Origin of the sequence: Staphylococcus simiae, assembly GCF_002902085.1 — a bacterium.
GTDB classification, from domain to species: Bacteria; Bacillota; Bacilli; order Staphylococcales; family Staphylococcaceae; genus Staphylococcus; species Staphylococcus simiae.
This window is the reverse complement of record NZ_PPQR01000055.1, coordinates 14,934-29,925: the sequence shown is the minus strand read 5'-3', so window position 1 is coordinate 29,925 and position 14,992 is coordinate 14,934. Positions and strand designations below refer to the sequence as shown.

At 33.4% G+C, this 14,992-nt stretch carries 16 protein-coding genes and 1 pseudogene; 6 read left to right on the top strand and 11 right to left on the bottom strand.

The window, feature by feature from the left end; genetic code table 11:
* Positions 1 to 66: 66 nt before the first annotated feature.
* Entirely contained in the window at positions 67 to 1,149 is a 1,083-nt protein-coding gene (locus CD113_RS07560) for a quinone-dependent dihydroorotate dehydrogenase (RefSeq protein ID WP_002463719.1), read from the bottom strand.
* 217 nt (positions 1,150 to 1,366) lie between these two features.
* On the opposite strand from CD113_RS07560, the gene CD113_RS07555 reads away from it, so the two are divergent.
* Positions 1,367 to 2,227 carry a fructosamine kinase family protein gene (locus CD113_RS07555; protein ID WP_002463718.1) on the top strand — a complete coding sequence of 287 codons (861 nt, stop codon included), beginning with the start codon at positions 1,367 to 1,369 and terminating at the stop codon, positions 2,225 to 2,227.
* Between the two features lie 424 nt (positions 2,228 to 2,651).
* On the opposite strand, the gene CD113_RS07550 is transcribed toward CD113_RS07555, so the two are convergent.
* The 6 genes from CD113_RS07550 to CD113_RS07525 form a co-directional block, all read right to left on the bottom strand.
* Positions 2,652 to 3,596, bottom strand: a complete 945-nt coding sequence (locus CD113_RS07550) for an amidohydrolase family protein (protein ID WP_002463717.1) — start codon at positions 3,594 to 3,596, stop codon at positions 2,652 to 2,654.
* Between the two features lie 71 nt (positions 3,597 to 3,667).
* Entirely contained in the window at positions 3,668 to 4,282 is a 615-nt protein-coding gene (locus CD113_RS07545) for a hypothetical protein (protein WP_002463715.1), read from the bottom strand.
* A gap of 85 nt (positions 4,283 to 4,367) precedes the next feature.
* Positions 4,368 to 5,204: an alpha/beta fold hydrolase gene (locus CD113_RS07540; RefSeq protein WP_002463712.1), complete on the bottom strand. Its 837-nt coding sequence runs from the start codon at positions 5,202 to 5,204 to the stop codon at positions 4,368 to 4,370.
* Between the two features lie 28 nt (positions 5,205 to 5,232).
* Positions 5,233 to 6,234, bottom strand: coding sequence for an amidohydrolase family protein (locus CD113_RS07535; RefSeq protein WP_002463710.1), 1,002 nt, complete (start codon positions 6,232 to 6,234; stop codon positions 5,233 to 5,235).
* Positions 6,235 to 6,620: 386 nt separating this feature from the next.
* Complete coding sequence (locus CD113_RS07530; protein WP_002463658.1) at positions 6,621 to 7,325, bottom strand: SDR family NAD(P)-dependent oxidoreductase; 705 nt, start codon at positions 7,323 to 7,325, stop codon at positions 6,621 to 6,623.
* Positions 7,318 to 7,878: a TetR/AcrR family transcriptional regulator gene (locus CD113_RS07525; protein WP_002463656.1), complete on the bottom strand. Its 561-nt coding sequence runs from the start codon at positions 7,876 to 7,878 to the stop codon at positions 7,318 to 7,320. Before CD113_RS07525 ends, CD113_RS07530 begins: the two co-directional genes overlap by 8 nt.
* Before the next feature lie 134 nt (positions 7,879 to 8,012).
* Here CD113_RS07525 and CD113_RS07520 point away from each other — a divergent pair, with 134 nt between their 5' ends.
* The 3 genes from CD113_RS07520 to CD113_RS07510 are packed head-to-tail and all read left to right on the top strand — an operon-like array spanning position 8,013 to position 9,538.
* On the top strand, positions 8,013 to 8,312 hold the full coding sequence (locus tag CD113_RS07520) for a DUF2316 family protein (RefSeq protein ID WP_002463654.1): 300 nt from the start codon (positions 8,013 to 8,015) through the stop codon (positions 8,310 to 8,312).
* 17 nt (positions 8,313 to 8,329) lie between these two features.
* Complete coding sequence (locus tag CD113_RS07515; RefSeq protein ID WP_002463652.1) at positions 8,330 to 9,145, top strand: NmrA/HSCARG family protein; 816 nt, start codon at positions 8,330 to 8,332, stop codon at positions 9,143 to 9,145.
* 15 nt (positions 9,146 to 9,160) lie between these two features.
* Positions 9,161 to 9,538 (top strand): VOC family protein, encoded by a 378-nt coding sequence (locus CD113_RS07510; protein ID WP_002463650.1) that lies wholly within the window; start codon positions 9,161 to 9,163, stop codon positions 9,536 to 9,538.
* A gap of 80 nt (positions 9,539 to 9,618) precedes the next feature.
* Here the strand turns inward: CD113_RS07510 and CD113_RS07505 are convergent, their stop codons facing one another.
* The 3 genes from CD113_RS07505 to CD113_RS07495 form a co-directional block, all read right to left on the bottom strand.
* A complete protein-coding gene (locus CD113_RS07505) occupies positions 9,619 to 9,849 on the bottom strand; it encodes a DUF896 domain-containing protein (RefSeq protein WP_002463648.1) in 231 nt (76 codons plus the stop codon).
* Between the two features lie 14 nt (positions 9,850 to 9,863).
* Positions 9,864 to 10,805 (bottom strand): LLM class oxidoreductase, encoded by a 942-nt coding sequence (locus CD113_RS07500; protein ID WP_002463646.1) that lies wholly within the window; start codon positions 10,803 to 10,805, stop codon positions 9,864 to 9,866.
* 258 nt (positions 10,806 to 11,063) lie between these two features.
* On the bottom strand, positions 11,064 to 11,633 hold the full coding sequence (locus tag CD113_RS07495; RefSeq protein ID WP_002463644.1) for a TetR/AcrR family transcriptional regulator: 570 nt from the start codon (positions 11,631 to 11,633) through the stop codon (positions 11,064 to 11,066).
* Between the two features lie 463 nt (positions 11,634 to 12,096).
* Between CD113_RS07495 and CD113_RS07490 the strand changes: the two genes are divergently transcribed.
* Both CD113_RS07490 and CD113_RS07485 read left to right on the top strand, forming a co-directional pair.
* Positions 12,097 to 13,152 (top strand): PTS transporter subunit IIC, encoded by a 1,056-nt coding sequence (locus CD113_RS07490; RefSeq protein WP_002463641.1) that lies wholly within the window; start codon positions 12,097 to 12,099, stop codon positions 13,150 to 13,152.
* A gap of 601 nt (positions 13,153 to 13,753) precedes the next feature.
* Positions 13,754 to 14,467, top strand: a complete 714-nt coding sequence (locus tag CD113_RS07485; RefSeq protein WP_002463639.1) for a transglycosylase SLT domain-containing protein — start codon at positions 13,754 to 13,756, stop codon at positions 14,465 to 14,467.
* 222 nt (positions 14,468 to 14,689) lie between these two features.
* Here the strand turns inward: CD113_RS07485 and CD113_RS07480 are convergent.
* A pseudogene (locus tag CD113_RS07480) lies at positions 14,690 to 14,844 on the bottom strand (IS110 family transposase); the annotation flags it as partial.
* Between the last annotated feature and the right edge of the window lie 148 nt (positions 14,845 to 14,992).

Here is a 14,992-nt window from a genome sequence, read left to right as displayed (position 1 = left end):
AATGCCCCCATTATTCATGAAATATTAATACTCATTTGAATTGTTTATAAAAATTGTAGTTGTACTCTAACTTGAAATATTATTTTTAACGTCTAAACCAATTATATCACTGACATTGTCATAATGATGATCCTGTAAATAACGTGCGATACCCTTATTTATTTTCTTAACGATACCTGGTCCTTCAATAACCATTGAAGTATATATTTGAAGGAGTGAAGCACCATTACGCATCATAGCAATCGCATCTTCAGCACTGAAAATGCCACCAGTACCAATAATCAAGAACTTGCCATTCGTTTGTTGGTAGGCATAATTGATTAACTTTAAGTTACGTTCAAATAATGGTCTACCACTTAAGCCGCCTTCTTCAATTTTATTATCAGAACTAAGACCGTCACGCTGGCGTGTTGTATTTGCTAACATAACACCATCAAATGTTGCTGTAATAGCAGGCAACAGCGCTTTTAAACTGTCCAATGTCATATCGGATGTTAATTTTAAATAAATAGGTACATTAACTTCTTGTTCATCTTTAAATGTTGTTAATGCTTGGCATAACATTGAAAATTCATCTTTATCATGGAAATTCTGTAAATTCTCTGTATTAGGTGAACTAATATTAACAGTAAAGAATGTTACGTCATTTTTAAATGTATCTAATACTTTAATGTAATCTTGATAACGCTCAGCATAAGCTGTAGCTTTATTAACGCCAACATTAATTCCAACAGGTATGTTGTATGCGTGACGTCTTAAATTGCTTAAAGCTTTATTCATACCAATATTATTAAAGCCCATACGATTAATTAAGGCATCGTCTTCTAATAAGCGGAACATACGAGGTTGAGGATTACCAGGTTGTGGTTTAGGTGTAATACCTCCTAATTCAATCGCACCAAAACCAATATGTTCTAATGCTTTAGGAACCTCACAAGATTTGTCGAATCCTGCAGCTAAGCCAACCGGATTGTCATAATGAACTTCTTGAATGGTTTGCGCTAAGATAGGATTACGATAAGTAAATAATTGATCGACAACAGGGTACAACATAGGAAATTTCTGTAAGGTTTTTAAAGCGTCGATCGTTAATCCGTGTGCTTTTTCAGGTTCGATTTTAAAGAGTAAAGGTTTAATTAATTTATACATGTTTATGCTCCTATTTCATTATATTTGAGGCTTACTATCCTCAACTTAATATATGTGAAATATATTCTTTTAATAGACTAGCATGTAAGATGTTAATTTCCTAGTTAAAAAACAAAAGTTTTAAAAATTGACGCAAGTTTGATTCACATCTTTTGGATTAAAAGATTCATTTTAGGAAATATAATATAAGTAACGATTTATTTAGGAAGGTGTTTGTATGGATAAACAGTGGTTACAACATTTGCCATTGGAAGATGTGAAGGATATTATTCCAGTAAGTGGTGGAGATGTTAACGAAGCTTACCGAGTTGAGACTAATGATGAGACATTTTTCTTGTTAGTTCAACGTCAACGACAAGAATCATTTTATGCTGCTGAAATAGCAGGCTTAAATGAATTTGAACGTGCGAATATTACAGCACCTAGAGTGATTGCCAGTGGTGAAGTAAACGGTGACGCTTATTTAGTATTAAGTTATCTTGAAGAAGGTACAACAGGCAGTCAGCGTCAATTAGGTCAGTTAGTAGCTAAAATGCATAGCGAACAACAACAGGAAGGACGCTTTGGTTTCTCTTTACCTTATGAAGGTGGCGATATTTCCTTTGATAATCATTGGCAAAATAGTTGGAGTGATTTATTTGTCAATCAACGTATGGATCATTTGAGAGATGAGTTAATGACTAAAGGATTATGGAATGAAGAAGACAATAAAGTATATCAACAAGTTAGAACTGCGATTGTCACAGCATTAGCTAATCATCGTAGTAAACCGTCACTATTGCACGGTGATTTATGGGGTGGGAATTATATGTTTTTAACTGATGGCAGTCCAGCTTTATTTGATCCAGCACCATTATATGGAGATAGAGAATTTGATATTGGTATTACTACAGTATTTGGCGGCTTTACTAACGACTTTTATGATGAATATAACAAGCATTATCCATTAGCAAAAGGTTCAGAATATCGCTTGGAATTTTATCGTTTGTATTTATTAATGGTTCATTTATTAAAATTTGGAGATATGTATCGCTCAAGTGTAGAGCATTCAATGGCTACAATTTTACAACAAGCATGACTAGTTTTGATATAAATAAATGCAAATCATGGTTGATGTAACTCTGCTGTAATTTATAAAGATAATAAATAGTAAACACCCTTGAAAGTATACTTATAAAGTACTACTGCAAGGGTGTTTATTTAGGTTCTATAATAAATCGGACTGATAAAGAATGTTTAGTTATTTTCTATTAGTCCGATTTTTGTATTTTGAATATGAAAAAAGCGCAATTATCTCTATAATTAAGGTTCTCTAAATTTTAAACTGATAAACAAAAATGAATAATTTAAAACAATTATGTTTCAGCCAATTTGAGAGAGGACCGTTTATTTCTAGTTACTTAAAGTTTAGTTCTAACATGGTCAAGCTCAGACTAATTGTTAAATCATAGCTACTATAATTTGAAATCGCATCATTTTATAGTGACTATGTTACAACATGATTATTTATTTAGATGAGGTAATAATGCTAAGGCATTGTTATAAAGCATGTTTTTCTTCATAGCATCATCAACCATATTTGTTTGTTCAAGTTCATTAGCTAACATTGTCACAACTTGATCTGTCGTATAAGGTGCATCAGAGCCATAAACAATTTTGTTAGGATCGACACATTGTAAAATATTTTGTAGTTGATAAGGAAGGACTTTACCAGCTAAATCAAAGTATAGACGATGCATGACTTGTTCTATATCATCTGGTTGTTTACCAACAGCAAACATTTTATTTCCTAGGTTAATACGTTGTGCAATGATAGGTAATAGTGCACCACCATGAGGTACAATCCATTTAATATTAGGATATTTACTGAAAACATTTTTTTGGCTCATATAAATGATGGTACGTGTCGTATCAAAAATGAATTCCATTAATGGTGGTAATATTTCCTCGGACATCACTTTAATATTAGGCTTTGGTTCATTCGGATGTATTGCAACAACAGCATGACGTTCATTTAATTTGTGCATCACAGCATCTAACTGATCTTCGCCAAGGTAAATGCCACGTGCATTAGTAGGTAACGTAAAGCCGACAGCATGCTGATGATCTAGCGCGTCATCTATCATTGCTATACTTTCATCGACTAACGGTAGTGGTAACGTCGCAAAAAAGCCAATTTTATCGGCATGTTGTTGCGCAATGTCAGCAGCATAATGGTTCACTTCATCAGCTAACTTAAGCATTTCTTTATCAGGTGCTGCACTAATATGAGGACTAGAAATAGATAGAACACCATAATCAATATCTAATTTTTCCATTAAAGCTAAATAATCTTGTGGTGAAAATGGTGGTGTAGCTACACCGTCTCCTTTACCATCAAAATAATCGTCTAAGAATTTATTGAATCCTGGAGATAGGTAGTGTGCATGTAAATCAATTTTTTTCATTAGTAAAATCTTCTTTCTTTATCAATATTGTAATTATAACAACTCGTTATTTGTTAGTTGTAAAGCTATAACTATTGTGCTGTTAACCAGTCATTAAGCTCGTTGTAGTAAGCATTCACTTCGTCAGGACGATCAATGCCTTGTAAGTCATGATTAACACTATAGCCAATTGAGTTTAATATATAAGATAAGCACGCATAACTTGAACGATATTGTTGAAACTCACTATCAGGTATATCAATTTGACTAGGTGTTACAGGTACTAAACTATCTTTCTCATAAATACATTCTAAACGTGTAATAAACCACTTGTCGTTACTATTTTTTTCAAGGCAATAGGCGAGTTGAGCATCAGAGTTCAAATCCATTAATGTATCTTTAATTGTCGTACGCATTTGAATAGAAGCTTCCATTAAAGCAACTGCTTTAGTCCCATTAATCCAAATATGTGTGCTGTGAATTTTGTGTGGTGCATAGCGGTTCATTTCTTTTGAAGCTTGGACAAATTGCTCACCATTACCTTTGAACCATGAAATATTAATATAAGAATCTTTAGCAAAGCATGTTGTCATAGCATCCCATAGTGAATGATCACGACAAAAGCGTTCGAATTGAATCACTTCTTCAATATTTGCTTTATCCATTAAATCATCTGTTGAATGGAATTGGTTTCTAGTAAATAACATTATGATCATCTCCGTAATTAAATAATAAAGAGCGAGGATAGCACAACAAAATATGCGTTGTGACCTCGCTTAATTTATAACTTGATTAACCCCACATTTTTAATAATACTTCAGCAAAGCCTTCAGGTTTCTGAATGTAACCTAAGTGACCACCTGGAATATCTACAATAGGAATACCAGTCTGTTCATGTATATAGAAGTTAACCTCTTGAGGGAAGGAACCTTTGGAATCTGTCCCATTTAGTAAAGTAATTCTATCTTTATATTGGCGTAAATCTTCTATAGTAATATCTGATGATGTGTATTGACTAATTTCATATTTAAACCAGCCAATCATCTCTTCGTAACGTTTTTTATTGTCTGCATCATTGCTTGATTGTGCTGGTTTAGACATATATTGTTGATCAATGGCACTAATGTGCAATGCTTCTCCAAAGACTTTCATTGCTGCAGGCATACTGTCATTAACAGCAATATCAATAATCTCGTTATTTTTATCTTGCCAGTATTTTGCATCTGGTAAGAATGTGTTGATAGGTGGTTCGTGGAATGCGATTTTTTTAACAACTTCTGGATAGTCTTTTAAGACGTGCATGGCTACAATAGAACCTGAACTTGAACCAAGAACGTAAACAGGTTCATCAGATAAATGTTTAGCTAATTCAGCGATGTCTTTAGCATCACGTTTAACGCGATAATCATCATGTGGATTAGCAATGGATTCTGGTCGAGGTGCTGTTAAGTCGCTTGCACCATAACCGCGACGGTCAACAGCCACTACTGTGAAATGTTCTTTTAATTGTTGAGCAAGAGGTACATAAATATCTCCAGTACCATTCGCTCCTGGGATTAAGATTAATATAGGACCTTGTCCGATTTTATGATAACGCAGTGTTGCGCCTTGTAATTGTAATTCTTCCATAAATGCTTCCTCCATTTAGACGCTAAATTTATTCTAAACCTAATAATTTAGCACCATTTTTATAACTAATTTTCTCTTTTTCATCCTCAGTTAAACCTAAAGTATCTAAGAAAGTACCCAAATTACTTGGTTCAATATATGGATAATCTGCTGCATATAAAATGCGATCAACACCAAATTCGTGTTTCACTAAGTCAAATTGAGGTTTCGTTAACATACCACTAGGTGTGATATAGAAATTATTTTTGAAGTAATAACTAATAGGATGTTTTAAATGATCTGCAAACAGAATGTCATCCATACGTTCTAAGAAGAATGGTACAAATTCTCCCCAGTGACCAATAATAATATTTAGTTTTGGATAGCGATCCAGGATACCGGCTAATACGAGATGAATGGCATGAATACCAGTATCTATATGCCAACCATAACCGAAACAGGCAAATGTTGCTGCTGTTACATCAGGATAGTTACCTTTGTAATAAGCTTGGTAAACATCGCTAGTGACAGGTGATGGATGTAAATAAATAGGTGCATTAAGTGCTTCAGCTGTTTTAAATAAGTCGTCATAGTCATCTTGGTCTAAGAAACCGCTATTAGGGTGCCCCATAATTAAAGCACCTTTGAAACCTAATTCAGTCATACAACGTTTCAATTCATCAACAGCTGCTTGTGGTTCGTTTATTGGTAACGTCGCAAAACCAACGAAACGGTCAGGGTATTTTGTAATATAATCATGTAACGTATCATTTGCTTGACGACAAAGATCAATAGCCTGTTGGCCTTTTAAGTTAGATGGTGCCCCATTACCATATGATAGTACTTGCATTTGAACATCTTGCTCATCCATGAACTTAATACGTTTATCATGATGTGTAATGTCATCGGTATCCGTAAAACCAGATTTTTGTTCTAGACCTTCAAGCATAGTTTGCATTGGTACACCATTAGGGTCTTGTGACATATATTTCATCGTTTGTTGTTGAATATCATTAACAACATAATGTTCTTCGAAATTAATACTTTTCATGACAAGTCCTCCTATGAGCCTGTGAAATAAGGCGTTTTACACTTGAAATTAAAAATTTGGCAGTAACTGTCTGGTTTTTAAAACGTCGATTTATCAACGTTTTGAAAACCTAGTCAGTCTTGCCGGGGTGGAAGGGACCCAACACAAAAAAACTGGTTAGTCAGTTTTTTCAGACAATGCAAGTTGGGCAAGGGACCCGTCATCAAAAATCCATGTGTGGATTTTACTTTAATGTGCAAGACGGGCATCTACGAAATAAATTTTATTTCTGTCCCACTCCCTTGCAGTTTAATTTAATGTATTTTGCATATAAATATTTAGTAAGATTCTATATATTGTTGTCATTATCGCATCACCTTGTACAGTAAGTAGCAACGACTAACAAATTACCAAGGCACCGTACCATTATCATCTATAAATGTGCCAGTTGGTCCGTGCTCATCAATCGTTGCAAGTTCAATGATAGGCTTAATACCTTCAGACGCTGGTTTCGCATTATTACTGAAATCACCAACTAAGTCAGTATTAGTTGATCCTGGATCAGCAGCATTAACTTGCATATTTGGTAAACCTTTCGCATATTGTAACGTTAACATTGTTACTGCTGATTTAGATGAGCAATATGCTAGAGAATTCACTTGTGATTCAGCAGTCTCTGGATTAGTAACCATACCGAATGAACCTAAGCCACTACTTACATTAACAACGACAGGTTGTTCAGATTTTTCTAATAGTGGAATGAAAGTGTTCATCATACGCACAATACCGAAGACGTTCGTATTATAAACCTTTTCAATATCTCTTGGCGTGATGTCGGCTGGAGCAGCAAATTGTCCAGAAATACCAGCATTATTAATTAAGATATCAAGGTGACCTTCTTTTTGGGCGATCATATTGTAAGCATTAGTAACTGAATAATCACTTGTAACATCTAATTGAACATAGTGAACACCAAGTTCTTGTGAGGCTTGTTGTCCACGTTCGTCATTACGTGAACCAATATATACTTTATAACCTAGGTCTTTAAGTGCTTTAGCACTTTCATAGCCTAGCCCTTTATTTCCACCAGTAATTAACACAATTTTAGTCATTACTTGTCACCTCATCTGTATAGTAAATTTGTAATAAAAATGCCTTGTATTGATCTATTGATAGTGTCCTATCTTCTCTTTGAAACTCAAAAATTTGAGTGGATAATGAATGAATCAGCATATCTGCTTTAAATGTTGCGAATTGAGTATCGAGTTTGTCAAAAATTGAATAATAAAAATTAAATAATTGTTGATAAAACTTACTTTGGAAAAAGCGTGTTTTATTTTTATTTTGTTCAATACAATGTAGCAATGATTGGTTATCTACTTTGAATTGCAATAATAACGTTAATGAAGCATCTAAAATATCGTATGCAGAATGATATTGATGTTTAGTTTGATATAATTTAGTTAAAAAATCATCGACATCTCTTTGGATTAAGCTATAACACAAATCACCTTTGTCTTTAAAATGACGATAAAGTGTTCCCATACCCACACCTAATTCTTTAGCAATACGATTCATACTCACATTATTGACGCCTTCTTCATTGAAAAGTTGAAGGGCAGTTTCTTCTATGCGTTGCCGATTCTCTATAGCGTCTTTGCGCAAAACATCACCTTCTTAAATTAGTTTAAATTGACAAACGGATAACTCTCCGTTTATTATAAAACGTGTTATAACAGATATCAATTAATATGACATAATAAAGAAGTGAACTGATTAATAGAAAGAAGTGATTGTATATGTCATTAAATAAAGAACAGATTCGTATTACTAAAGATGAGTTACAAGCGCATTTTCGTGATGCTACATTAACTACTGAAGATATAGCACAACAATTAAAGATTTCTCCTGCTGAAGTAGAAAAAGTATTAGCAATGGAATCACCAAGAGGTATTTTCGGTAATAAATTACAACGTTTTATTCATCTTGTATGGGATGTCAGAGACGTTATCAATGACAACATTAAAGCGCAAGGACAACAACCAGAAGAATATACGTACTTAAAGGGAAATAAAGAAGATTATTGGTTTTTAAGATAAAGATGGGAAGAGATTGCATGAGAAGTATTTTAGTTATTGGGGCAACTGGTAAACAAGGGAATGCAGTTGTTAAGCAATTATTGACTGACGGTTGGCATGTTAACGCATTAACACGAGATAAACATAATGATAAATTAACAACGATTAATCATCCTGAATTAACAATTGTTGAAGGTGATTTAAGTAATGAAGACAGTTTAAAACAAGCGATGGTTGGACAATATGGTCTTTATAGTGTGCAACCCATTATCAAAGAAGATGTTAGCGAAGAATTAAGACAAGGTAAAATGATTATTGATTTAGCACAAGACCAAAACATTCAACATGTCGTCTATAGTACAGCTGGCGGTGTTAATCGTGATCGTACGGGACCACATTTTGAGGCTTTAGCACAAATAGAAGATATGCTCAGTGCGTCTTCATTGAATTACACTATAATTAAGCCATCATTTTTTATGGATAATTTTTTGCGTATTACTAAAGTAGAAGATAATAGTATAACGATACCTGAATTTATAGCACCGGAAGTTAAATTTGCGATGATATCTTCTATTGATATTGCTAAGATTGCAGCAGAAGTGTTTAATCATCCTGAACAATATAACCATCAAGCGATTGAAATTGCTTCTGATGAATTAACATTGAATGAAGTTGTTGATACTTTTAGTGCAGTAACAGGTAAAGATACGCATATTGAAGGTGAGTTTGTAAGTGGTACTGCTGAAAAAAGTTGGTTACAAGATAAAGGGTATGTGGTTGATTTTGAAATGATGTCTCAAATGAATCCTCATAAACTCACTTTGGCACAATGGATTAAAGAAGTTGGATTTTAAAAAGGAGAAATAATGATGATTCAAGGAATGTGGTTTAATCTACACGTAGCAAATCTTGATAAGAGCGAAGCGTTTTATCGTGCACTTGGTTTTGAAATTAAGAAGAATCCTGATATGTTTGATAAAATGCTAGGTATTGCTATCGGTGATACAACAGTGATATTAATTGAAAATAATCACTTCGAAAATGTTAGTCAACAAAATGTTGTCACTATGCCAAATGAAGTGATGATTTCATTGGGTGTGAAGACGAACGAAGAAGTAGATCAATTAGTAGCTAAAGTGAAGCAAGCTGGAGGTATTGTGATACAAGAACCTACGGTAAGCCAAGGTTATTATGGTGCTATGTTTAAAGATTTAGACGGTCATCATTTTAATTTCTTAGTTTGTTAATAAAGGTAACATAAGAAAAAGGCTCGCAAATGGTGATTATTGTCATCATTTTGCGAGCCTTTATATTATGTCATTATGAGTTATTGTTGCACATTACCATATTGTTCACGTAAGTCGTAAACTTTATCTGGTGTAACATCTTGTCCAAGTGGATCAACAACTTTCATAGTAGAGAATGTTGTTAGTACTTGTCCTCTGATCATTTTCAAGTAGTCTTGTCTCAAGTCATGTTGTTCTTGTTTTTCAGCTGTTGTTAATGGTTGTACTTTTTCTTTATTTGCTAGTGCGTTAATTCTATCTAAAATTTTCATATTATTATTTCCTCCTAATGATCATGTGTTTGGAAGTGCGGTACAATATAGGTTCCGACTTCATCCATCATGTCTTCCAATGTTCTATTGTTATTTACAAATCGTAAAATAATATGATTTGTATTAATTGATTCGTATGCTTTTAATGTTTGTAGTAAGGCGTGACGACCTAAACGATAACCATTAGGTATTGGTTTAATACGTTCATTAGGGTCAGTTGATAAATCAATTGCCAATACATTTATAAATGGTTTGAAATGTTCGGTGCCACTATGCCATTCAGTTGCTAATTTCTTTTGATCTTGAAAATGTTGAGCATAAAACAACCAACCATCCATATGTTGTTGAATCCATGACATATCTTGTCGTGAATAGCCAGTCGCAAACATAGGGATATTATGATGTTTGGGTAATACTTGTAAACCAGCATCTTCTGTTAATTCAACAAGAGAATTTGAAATATGTGGTGAATGCTCTTGCCATAATGCTCTCATTGAAGCGATAGCAGTTTGATAGTGTGTTGTTAATTGTTTGTCATCAATGTTAAATGCTGGGAATTCAAAAGAACGATCTCCAGTTGCCATACCTAATAGTAAACGTTCATGAGATATTAAATCTAACGAAGCAGCAGCTTTTGCTACGTGGATTGGATGACGTAAAGTAGCAACAATGCTTGCAGTTCCTAAAGCTATGTTATTTGTAAAAGCACTTAGGTAACTTAAAAAGACAAATGGGTCATAATTAGGTGTAATGTTGCCTAAATGTGGACTATATAATGGGTTATCACGTACAAATAAACTAGCGAAACCTAATGACTCAGCGTGCTGTGCCAAACGTGCTTGTGTATCGAAAGACAAATCCTCATGTTGTTGATCGAATGGTATAGATAAACCTAAAGTTAATTTATGATTATGAAATGTTCTGTTGAATCCCTCGTGCTCGGCAATGTCGCTCACGTCAATCCCTCCTTTTTAAGTATTAAACAACGCCTGTTATTTATACAACATTTGTTGTTTAGATATACTATACTACTACCAAGACCATTTGCCAACTAACATGCTCGCAACTTATGTTGCCTAAGCAACAAAAGTAGCAAACTGTTGTTTAGAGATAAAAAAGCAACTGATCCATAATATCAAAGGAAGATTCCTTCCAATAAAGTATGAATCAGTTGTACAGTTTAGTTTATTAAAAAGTTTATGCTTACTATATAACTATAATTGTGTAATGTGTTGAATTAAGAATGGTAAATTATGATTAATAAAAGTTTCTGGTGTATCTTTACTTGTATGCAAGTAATGCAACGCTAGTCCGGAGATGCCAGCAGCTAAAAAGCTCGCACTGTTAACAATAATGTCTCGTGGTTGTTCTGGATAACTGTTTTCTAGCATGATAGCAAAGATATCTTCTAATTCATTATTGATACGTTGTTGTGCTTTATGGCAAAAAATCTCACTATTTAGTTTGCAAAATTGTTGTACATCAATCATGTATTTAGCAATTGAAATAAAGATATTACGTAATATCTCTTCATTAATAACTTCTGAAATATTTAGATTATCATTGAGATCTTTAAGAATAGTTACAGATAATGTGTAGTCGAGAATATCGTCTTTATCGGTAAAGTGAGCATAAAATGTTGCACGATTGACAGTTGCTTCATCTGTAATATTTTTCACAGTGATTTGGGACATCCTTTTTTCTCGAGAAACCTTTTGAAAGGCATCTACAAGTAATTGCTTTGTTCTAATAATTCGTGGATCAATTGTTTCACTTTCCATCATTTGTCACCTATCTAACATATGTTGATTTAATTAATAGTTAAATTATCGAATGCTTAGCAAGGAAAGTCAACATAAAAGCACGACTGACTAACGTAACATACTAAGGCGGAGAGGCTAGACAGTCATTAATATTGAATGATGTCACAGAAAATTAATCGTCTTTCTTCTATATTATATTGTATTTTTAGCAATTAGACATTTCTCCCTAGAGAGCAATTAAATATAATAACAATAATTAGTAGTATTATGTATTTCGTTGACACAAAATTTTTGAAAATATTATCTAAATATTCAGAATTTTATGGTATACTATTGCTCATAGTCTTAGGTTATTTATAATGTTGCAAGCTTAAATATAACAACATCGGCATGCACATCTTAGAATTTATGCTTGTAGTGTAATAACTTAAGGCTCTTTTTTTATACATACTAGATTTTTAATAGTGACATGGAGGGATGATTTATGACTTCAATCAAAACCATCACACCTAAAGACTTTGTTTTTAGAGTGTTATCAGGTGTAGCTATAGGGATTGTTGCTGGATTAGTTCCAAATGCAATTCTAGGAGAAATATTTAAATATTTTATGCATGACTATCCAATTTTTAAAACGTTGTTAGGTGTAGTTGTTGCTATTCAATTTACAGTACCAGCATTAGTTGGTGCGTTAATAGCAATGAAGTTTGATTTGACACCTTTAGCGATTGCTGTTGTAGCCAGTGCAGCATATGTAGGTAGCGGTGCTGCACAATTTAAAAACGGTGTTTGGGTCATTACTGGTATTGGGGACTTAATTAACACAATGATAACTGCAGCAATTGCAGTATTAATCATATTATTGATTCAGCACCGTGTTGGTAGTATGGCATTGATTATCTATCCAACAGTTGTTGGTGGAATATCTGCCACAATAGGTATTCTTATATTACCTTATGTAAGATTAATCACTACTGGTATTGGTAATATGATTAATAGTTTTACAGAACTACAACCTATTTTAATGAGTATTTTAATTTCAATGGTATTTAGTTTTATTATTATTTCGCCATTATCTACTGTGGCTATAGCGATTGCTATTGGTATCGCGGGACTAGCAGCAGGATCATCCTCTATAGGAATTGCAGCAACTGAAGCGGTACTTATTATAGGTACAAGCAGAGTGAATCGTTTAGGTGTTCCACTATCAGTATTTTTTGGTGGTGTAAAAATGATGATGCCTAATATGGTGAAATATCCAATTATTATGCTACCTATATTAACCACAGCCATTATTTCAGGACTAATGTCAGCACTAATAGGTATTTATGGAACGAAAGAATCTGCAGGATTTGGTTTCATAGGTATGGTAGGGCCAATCAATGCATTTAAATTTATGCATGTTGATTCTGCATGGTTAAGTTTATTACTCATTGTTATTGCATTTTTTGTAGTACCATTTGCTACTGCTTTCATTGCAGATATCATTTATCGTAAAATTTGCCGACTTTATACTAATGATATCTTTAAATTTATGGGCTAATTAAAAAAACTTTGAACAGTAAGAGTGATATTAGGAATAACTAGAGATAAAAAGTACTTTATCTATAATATAAACGTAATGAGTCTTGCCAAAGTAGGATGACCACATAAATTTTTTGATAAATGATGTCAGTTACGTATCTTTAATAAATTGTTTTCAATAAGACAGCAGTCTAAAATATCTAGATTGCTGTTTTTTGTATTTTTAATGTAAAAAGGGTACGAAAAATCGATAATGATAAAAGTCAGAACTATTACAGTGATGTAACAAAAACACAATCTGTAATATTACATAGTTGTAGAAGTTGAGTGGCATATTGTTATTTTGTTATGAAATGACAAGCTTTTTAAGGGGAATATAGATATTTAGGTGTAAAATTTGCATGTTACGGTATAAAACAATTGTATTTCAACATTACAAAACGACTGTGATATTGTAATGTTTTGTAAACCCAGCGTAATTTACAAAGGTTTTTTTTATGATATAGTGAATACCGTTGAAAGAAATAAGAACACATTTTAATTAAAGCACTACGACAAATTAACATTAAAAATAACAATCAAACATAAAAGATACAATTATTATTGGAGGATTTATTATTATGAAAAAGACAATTATCGCATCATCATTAGCAGTAGCATTAGGCGTAACAGGTTATGCAGCAACTTCAGGTCATCAAGCACATGCAGCAGAAACTAATGTTGACCAAGCACACTTAGTAGACTTAGCACATAACCACCCAGAACAATTAAATGCAGCTCCAATCCAAGATGGTGCATATGATATCCATTTCGTACAAGGTGGATTCCAATATAACTTTACTTCAGACGGTCATACTTGGGCTTGGAGTTATGATGTAGCTAATGGTCAAACTACAAGCTTCGCAACTACAGCAGCTCAAGGTACTACTGACTACTCAGCTTCATACAATCAAGAAGCTACAACTACTCAAGCAGTAAGCAACAATGCTCAATCAAGCAATGCTAACGTTGAAACAGTTTCAGCTCCATCAGCTAACTACACAACAAGCACAGCTTCATCAAGTTCAGTTAGATTAAGTAACGGTAACACTGCAGGAGCAATTGGTTCATATGCAGCTCGAATCATGGCTCAACGTACGGGTGTTCCAGCTTCAACTTGGGAAGCAATTATTGCTCGTGAATCAAATGGTCAAGTAAATGCTCACAACCCATCAGGTGCTTCAGGTTTATTCCAAACAATGCCAGGCTGGGGGCCAACTAACACAGTTGACCAACAAATCGATGCAGCAGATAAAGCATTCAAAGCACAAGGTTTAAGTGCTTGGGGAAAGTAATTCCACTATCATATTAATTAGCAAGACAAAGTCCTTTCCAAAGAACATTGGGGAGGGCTTTTTTTAGTTCAATTTTAATTCACAATATTGTATGGATGATTATGGTTCTCTATTTCCTACGATTAGTCAAGTGCTTATAAATAAAATAAGCATTACTAAATTAAACCGTTCAATTTAATTTTTTTGAATAAGGTGTTAAACTATATTTGGTTGTACGTTTGGCTAATGTGGCGACATTTGATAATCGTACAATTTCTGATTCATTACTAAATAATGAATCGATTTATACAAGCGACGACGGCAGTCTTATGAGATTTCTCATTAGGCTGCTTTCTTAGTTTATAATAATAATCGATGACATGATTATCAAAATGATGTGGTTCTATAATAAATTCGGTTGATAAGATAATTTGACAATGAGTCACTATAAATTAACCGCCATCTAGTTAAATTGAACGAATAAACAGTTGCCTACTATATTATTTGAAAATTAGAAAAATAATGAATATTGGTTAATTTAATTAA

Coding starts and splice junctions, on each gene's coding strand:
- CD113_RS07530 (WP_002463658.1), bottom strand. CDS start 7,325: ATGACTAAAATTGTGTTAATTACTGGTGGAAATAAAGGGCTAGGCTAT.
- CD113_RS07545 (WP_002463715.1), bottom strand. CDS start 4,282: ATGTTATTTACTAGAAACCAATTCCATTCAACAGATGATTTAATGGAT.
- CD113_RS07555 (WP_002463718.1), top strand. CDS start 1,367: ATGGATAAACAGTGGTTACAACATTTGCCATTGGAAGATGTGAAGGAT.
- CD113_RS07550 (WP_002463717.1), bottom strand. CDS start 3,596: ATGAAAAAAATTGATTTACATGCACACTACCTATCTCCAGGATTCAAT.
- CD113_RS07560 (WP_002463719.1), bottom strand. CDS start 1,149: ATGTATAAATTAATTAAACCTTTACTCTTTAAAATCGAACCTGAAAAA.
- CD113_RS07520 (WP_002463654.1), top strand. CDS start 8,013: ATGTCATTAAATAAAGAACAGATTCGTATTACTAAAGATGAGTTACAA.
- CD113_RS07490 (WP_002463641.1), top strand. CDS start 12,097: ATGACTTCAATCAAAACCATCACACCTAAAGACTTTGTTTTTAGAGTG.
- CD113_RS07535 (WP_002463710.1), bottom strand. CDS start 6,234: ATGAAAAGTATTAATTTCGAAGAACATTATGTTGTTAATGATATTCAA.
- CD113_RS07495 (WP_002463644.1), bottom strand. CDS start 11,633: ATGATGGAAAGTGAAACAATTGATCCACGAATTATTAGAACAAAGCAA.
- CD113_RS07485 (WP_002463639.1), top strand. CDS start 13,754: ATGAAAAAGACAATTATCGCATCATCATTAGCAGTAGCATTAGGCGTA.
- CD113_RS07515 (WP_002463652.1), top strand. CDS start 8,330: ATGAGAAGTATTTTAGTTATTGGGGCAACTGGTAAACAAGGGAATGCA.
- CD113_RS07540 (WP_002463712.1), bottom strand. CDS start 5,204: ATGGAAGAATTACAATTACAAGGCGCAACACTGCGTTATCATAAAATC.
- CD113_RS07510 (WP_002463650.1), top strand. CDS start 9,161: ATGATTCAAGGAATGTGGTTTAATCTACACGTAGCAAATCTTGATAAG.
- CD113_RS07505 (WP_002463648.1), bottom strand. CDS start 9,849: ATGAAAATTTTAGATAGAATTAACGCACTAGCAAATAAAGAAAAAGTA.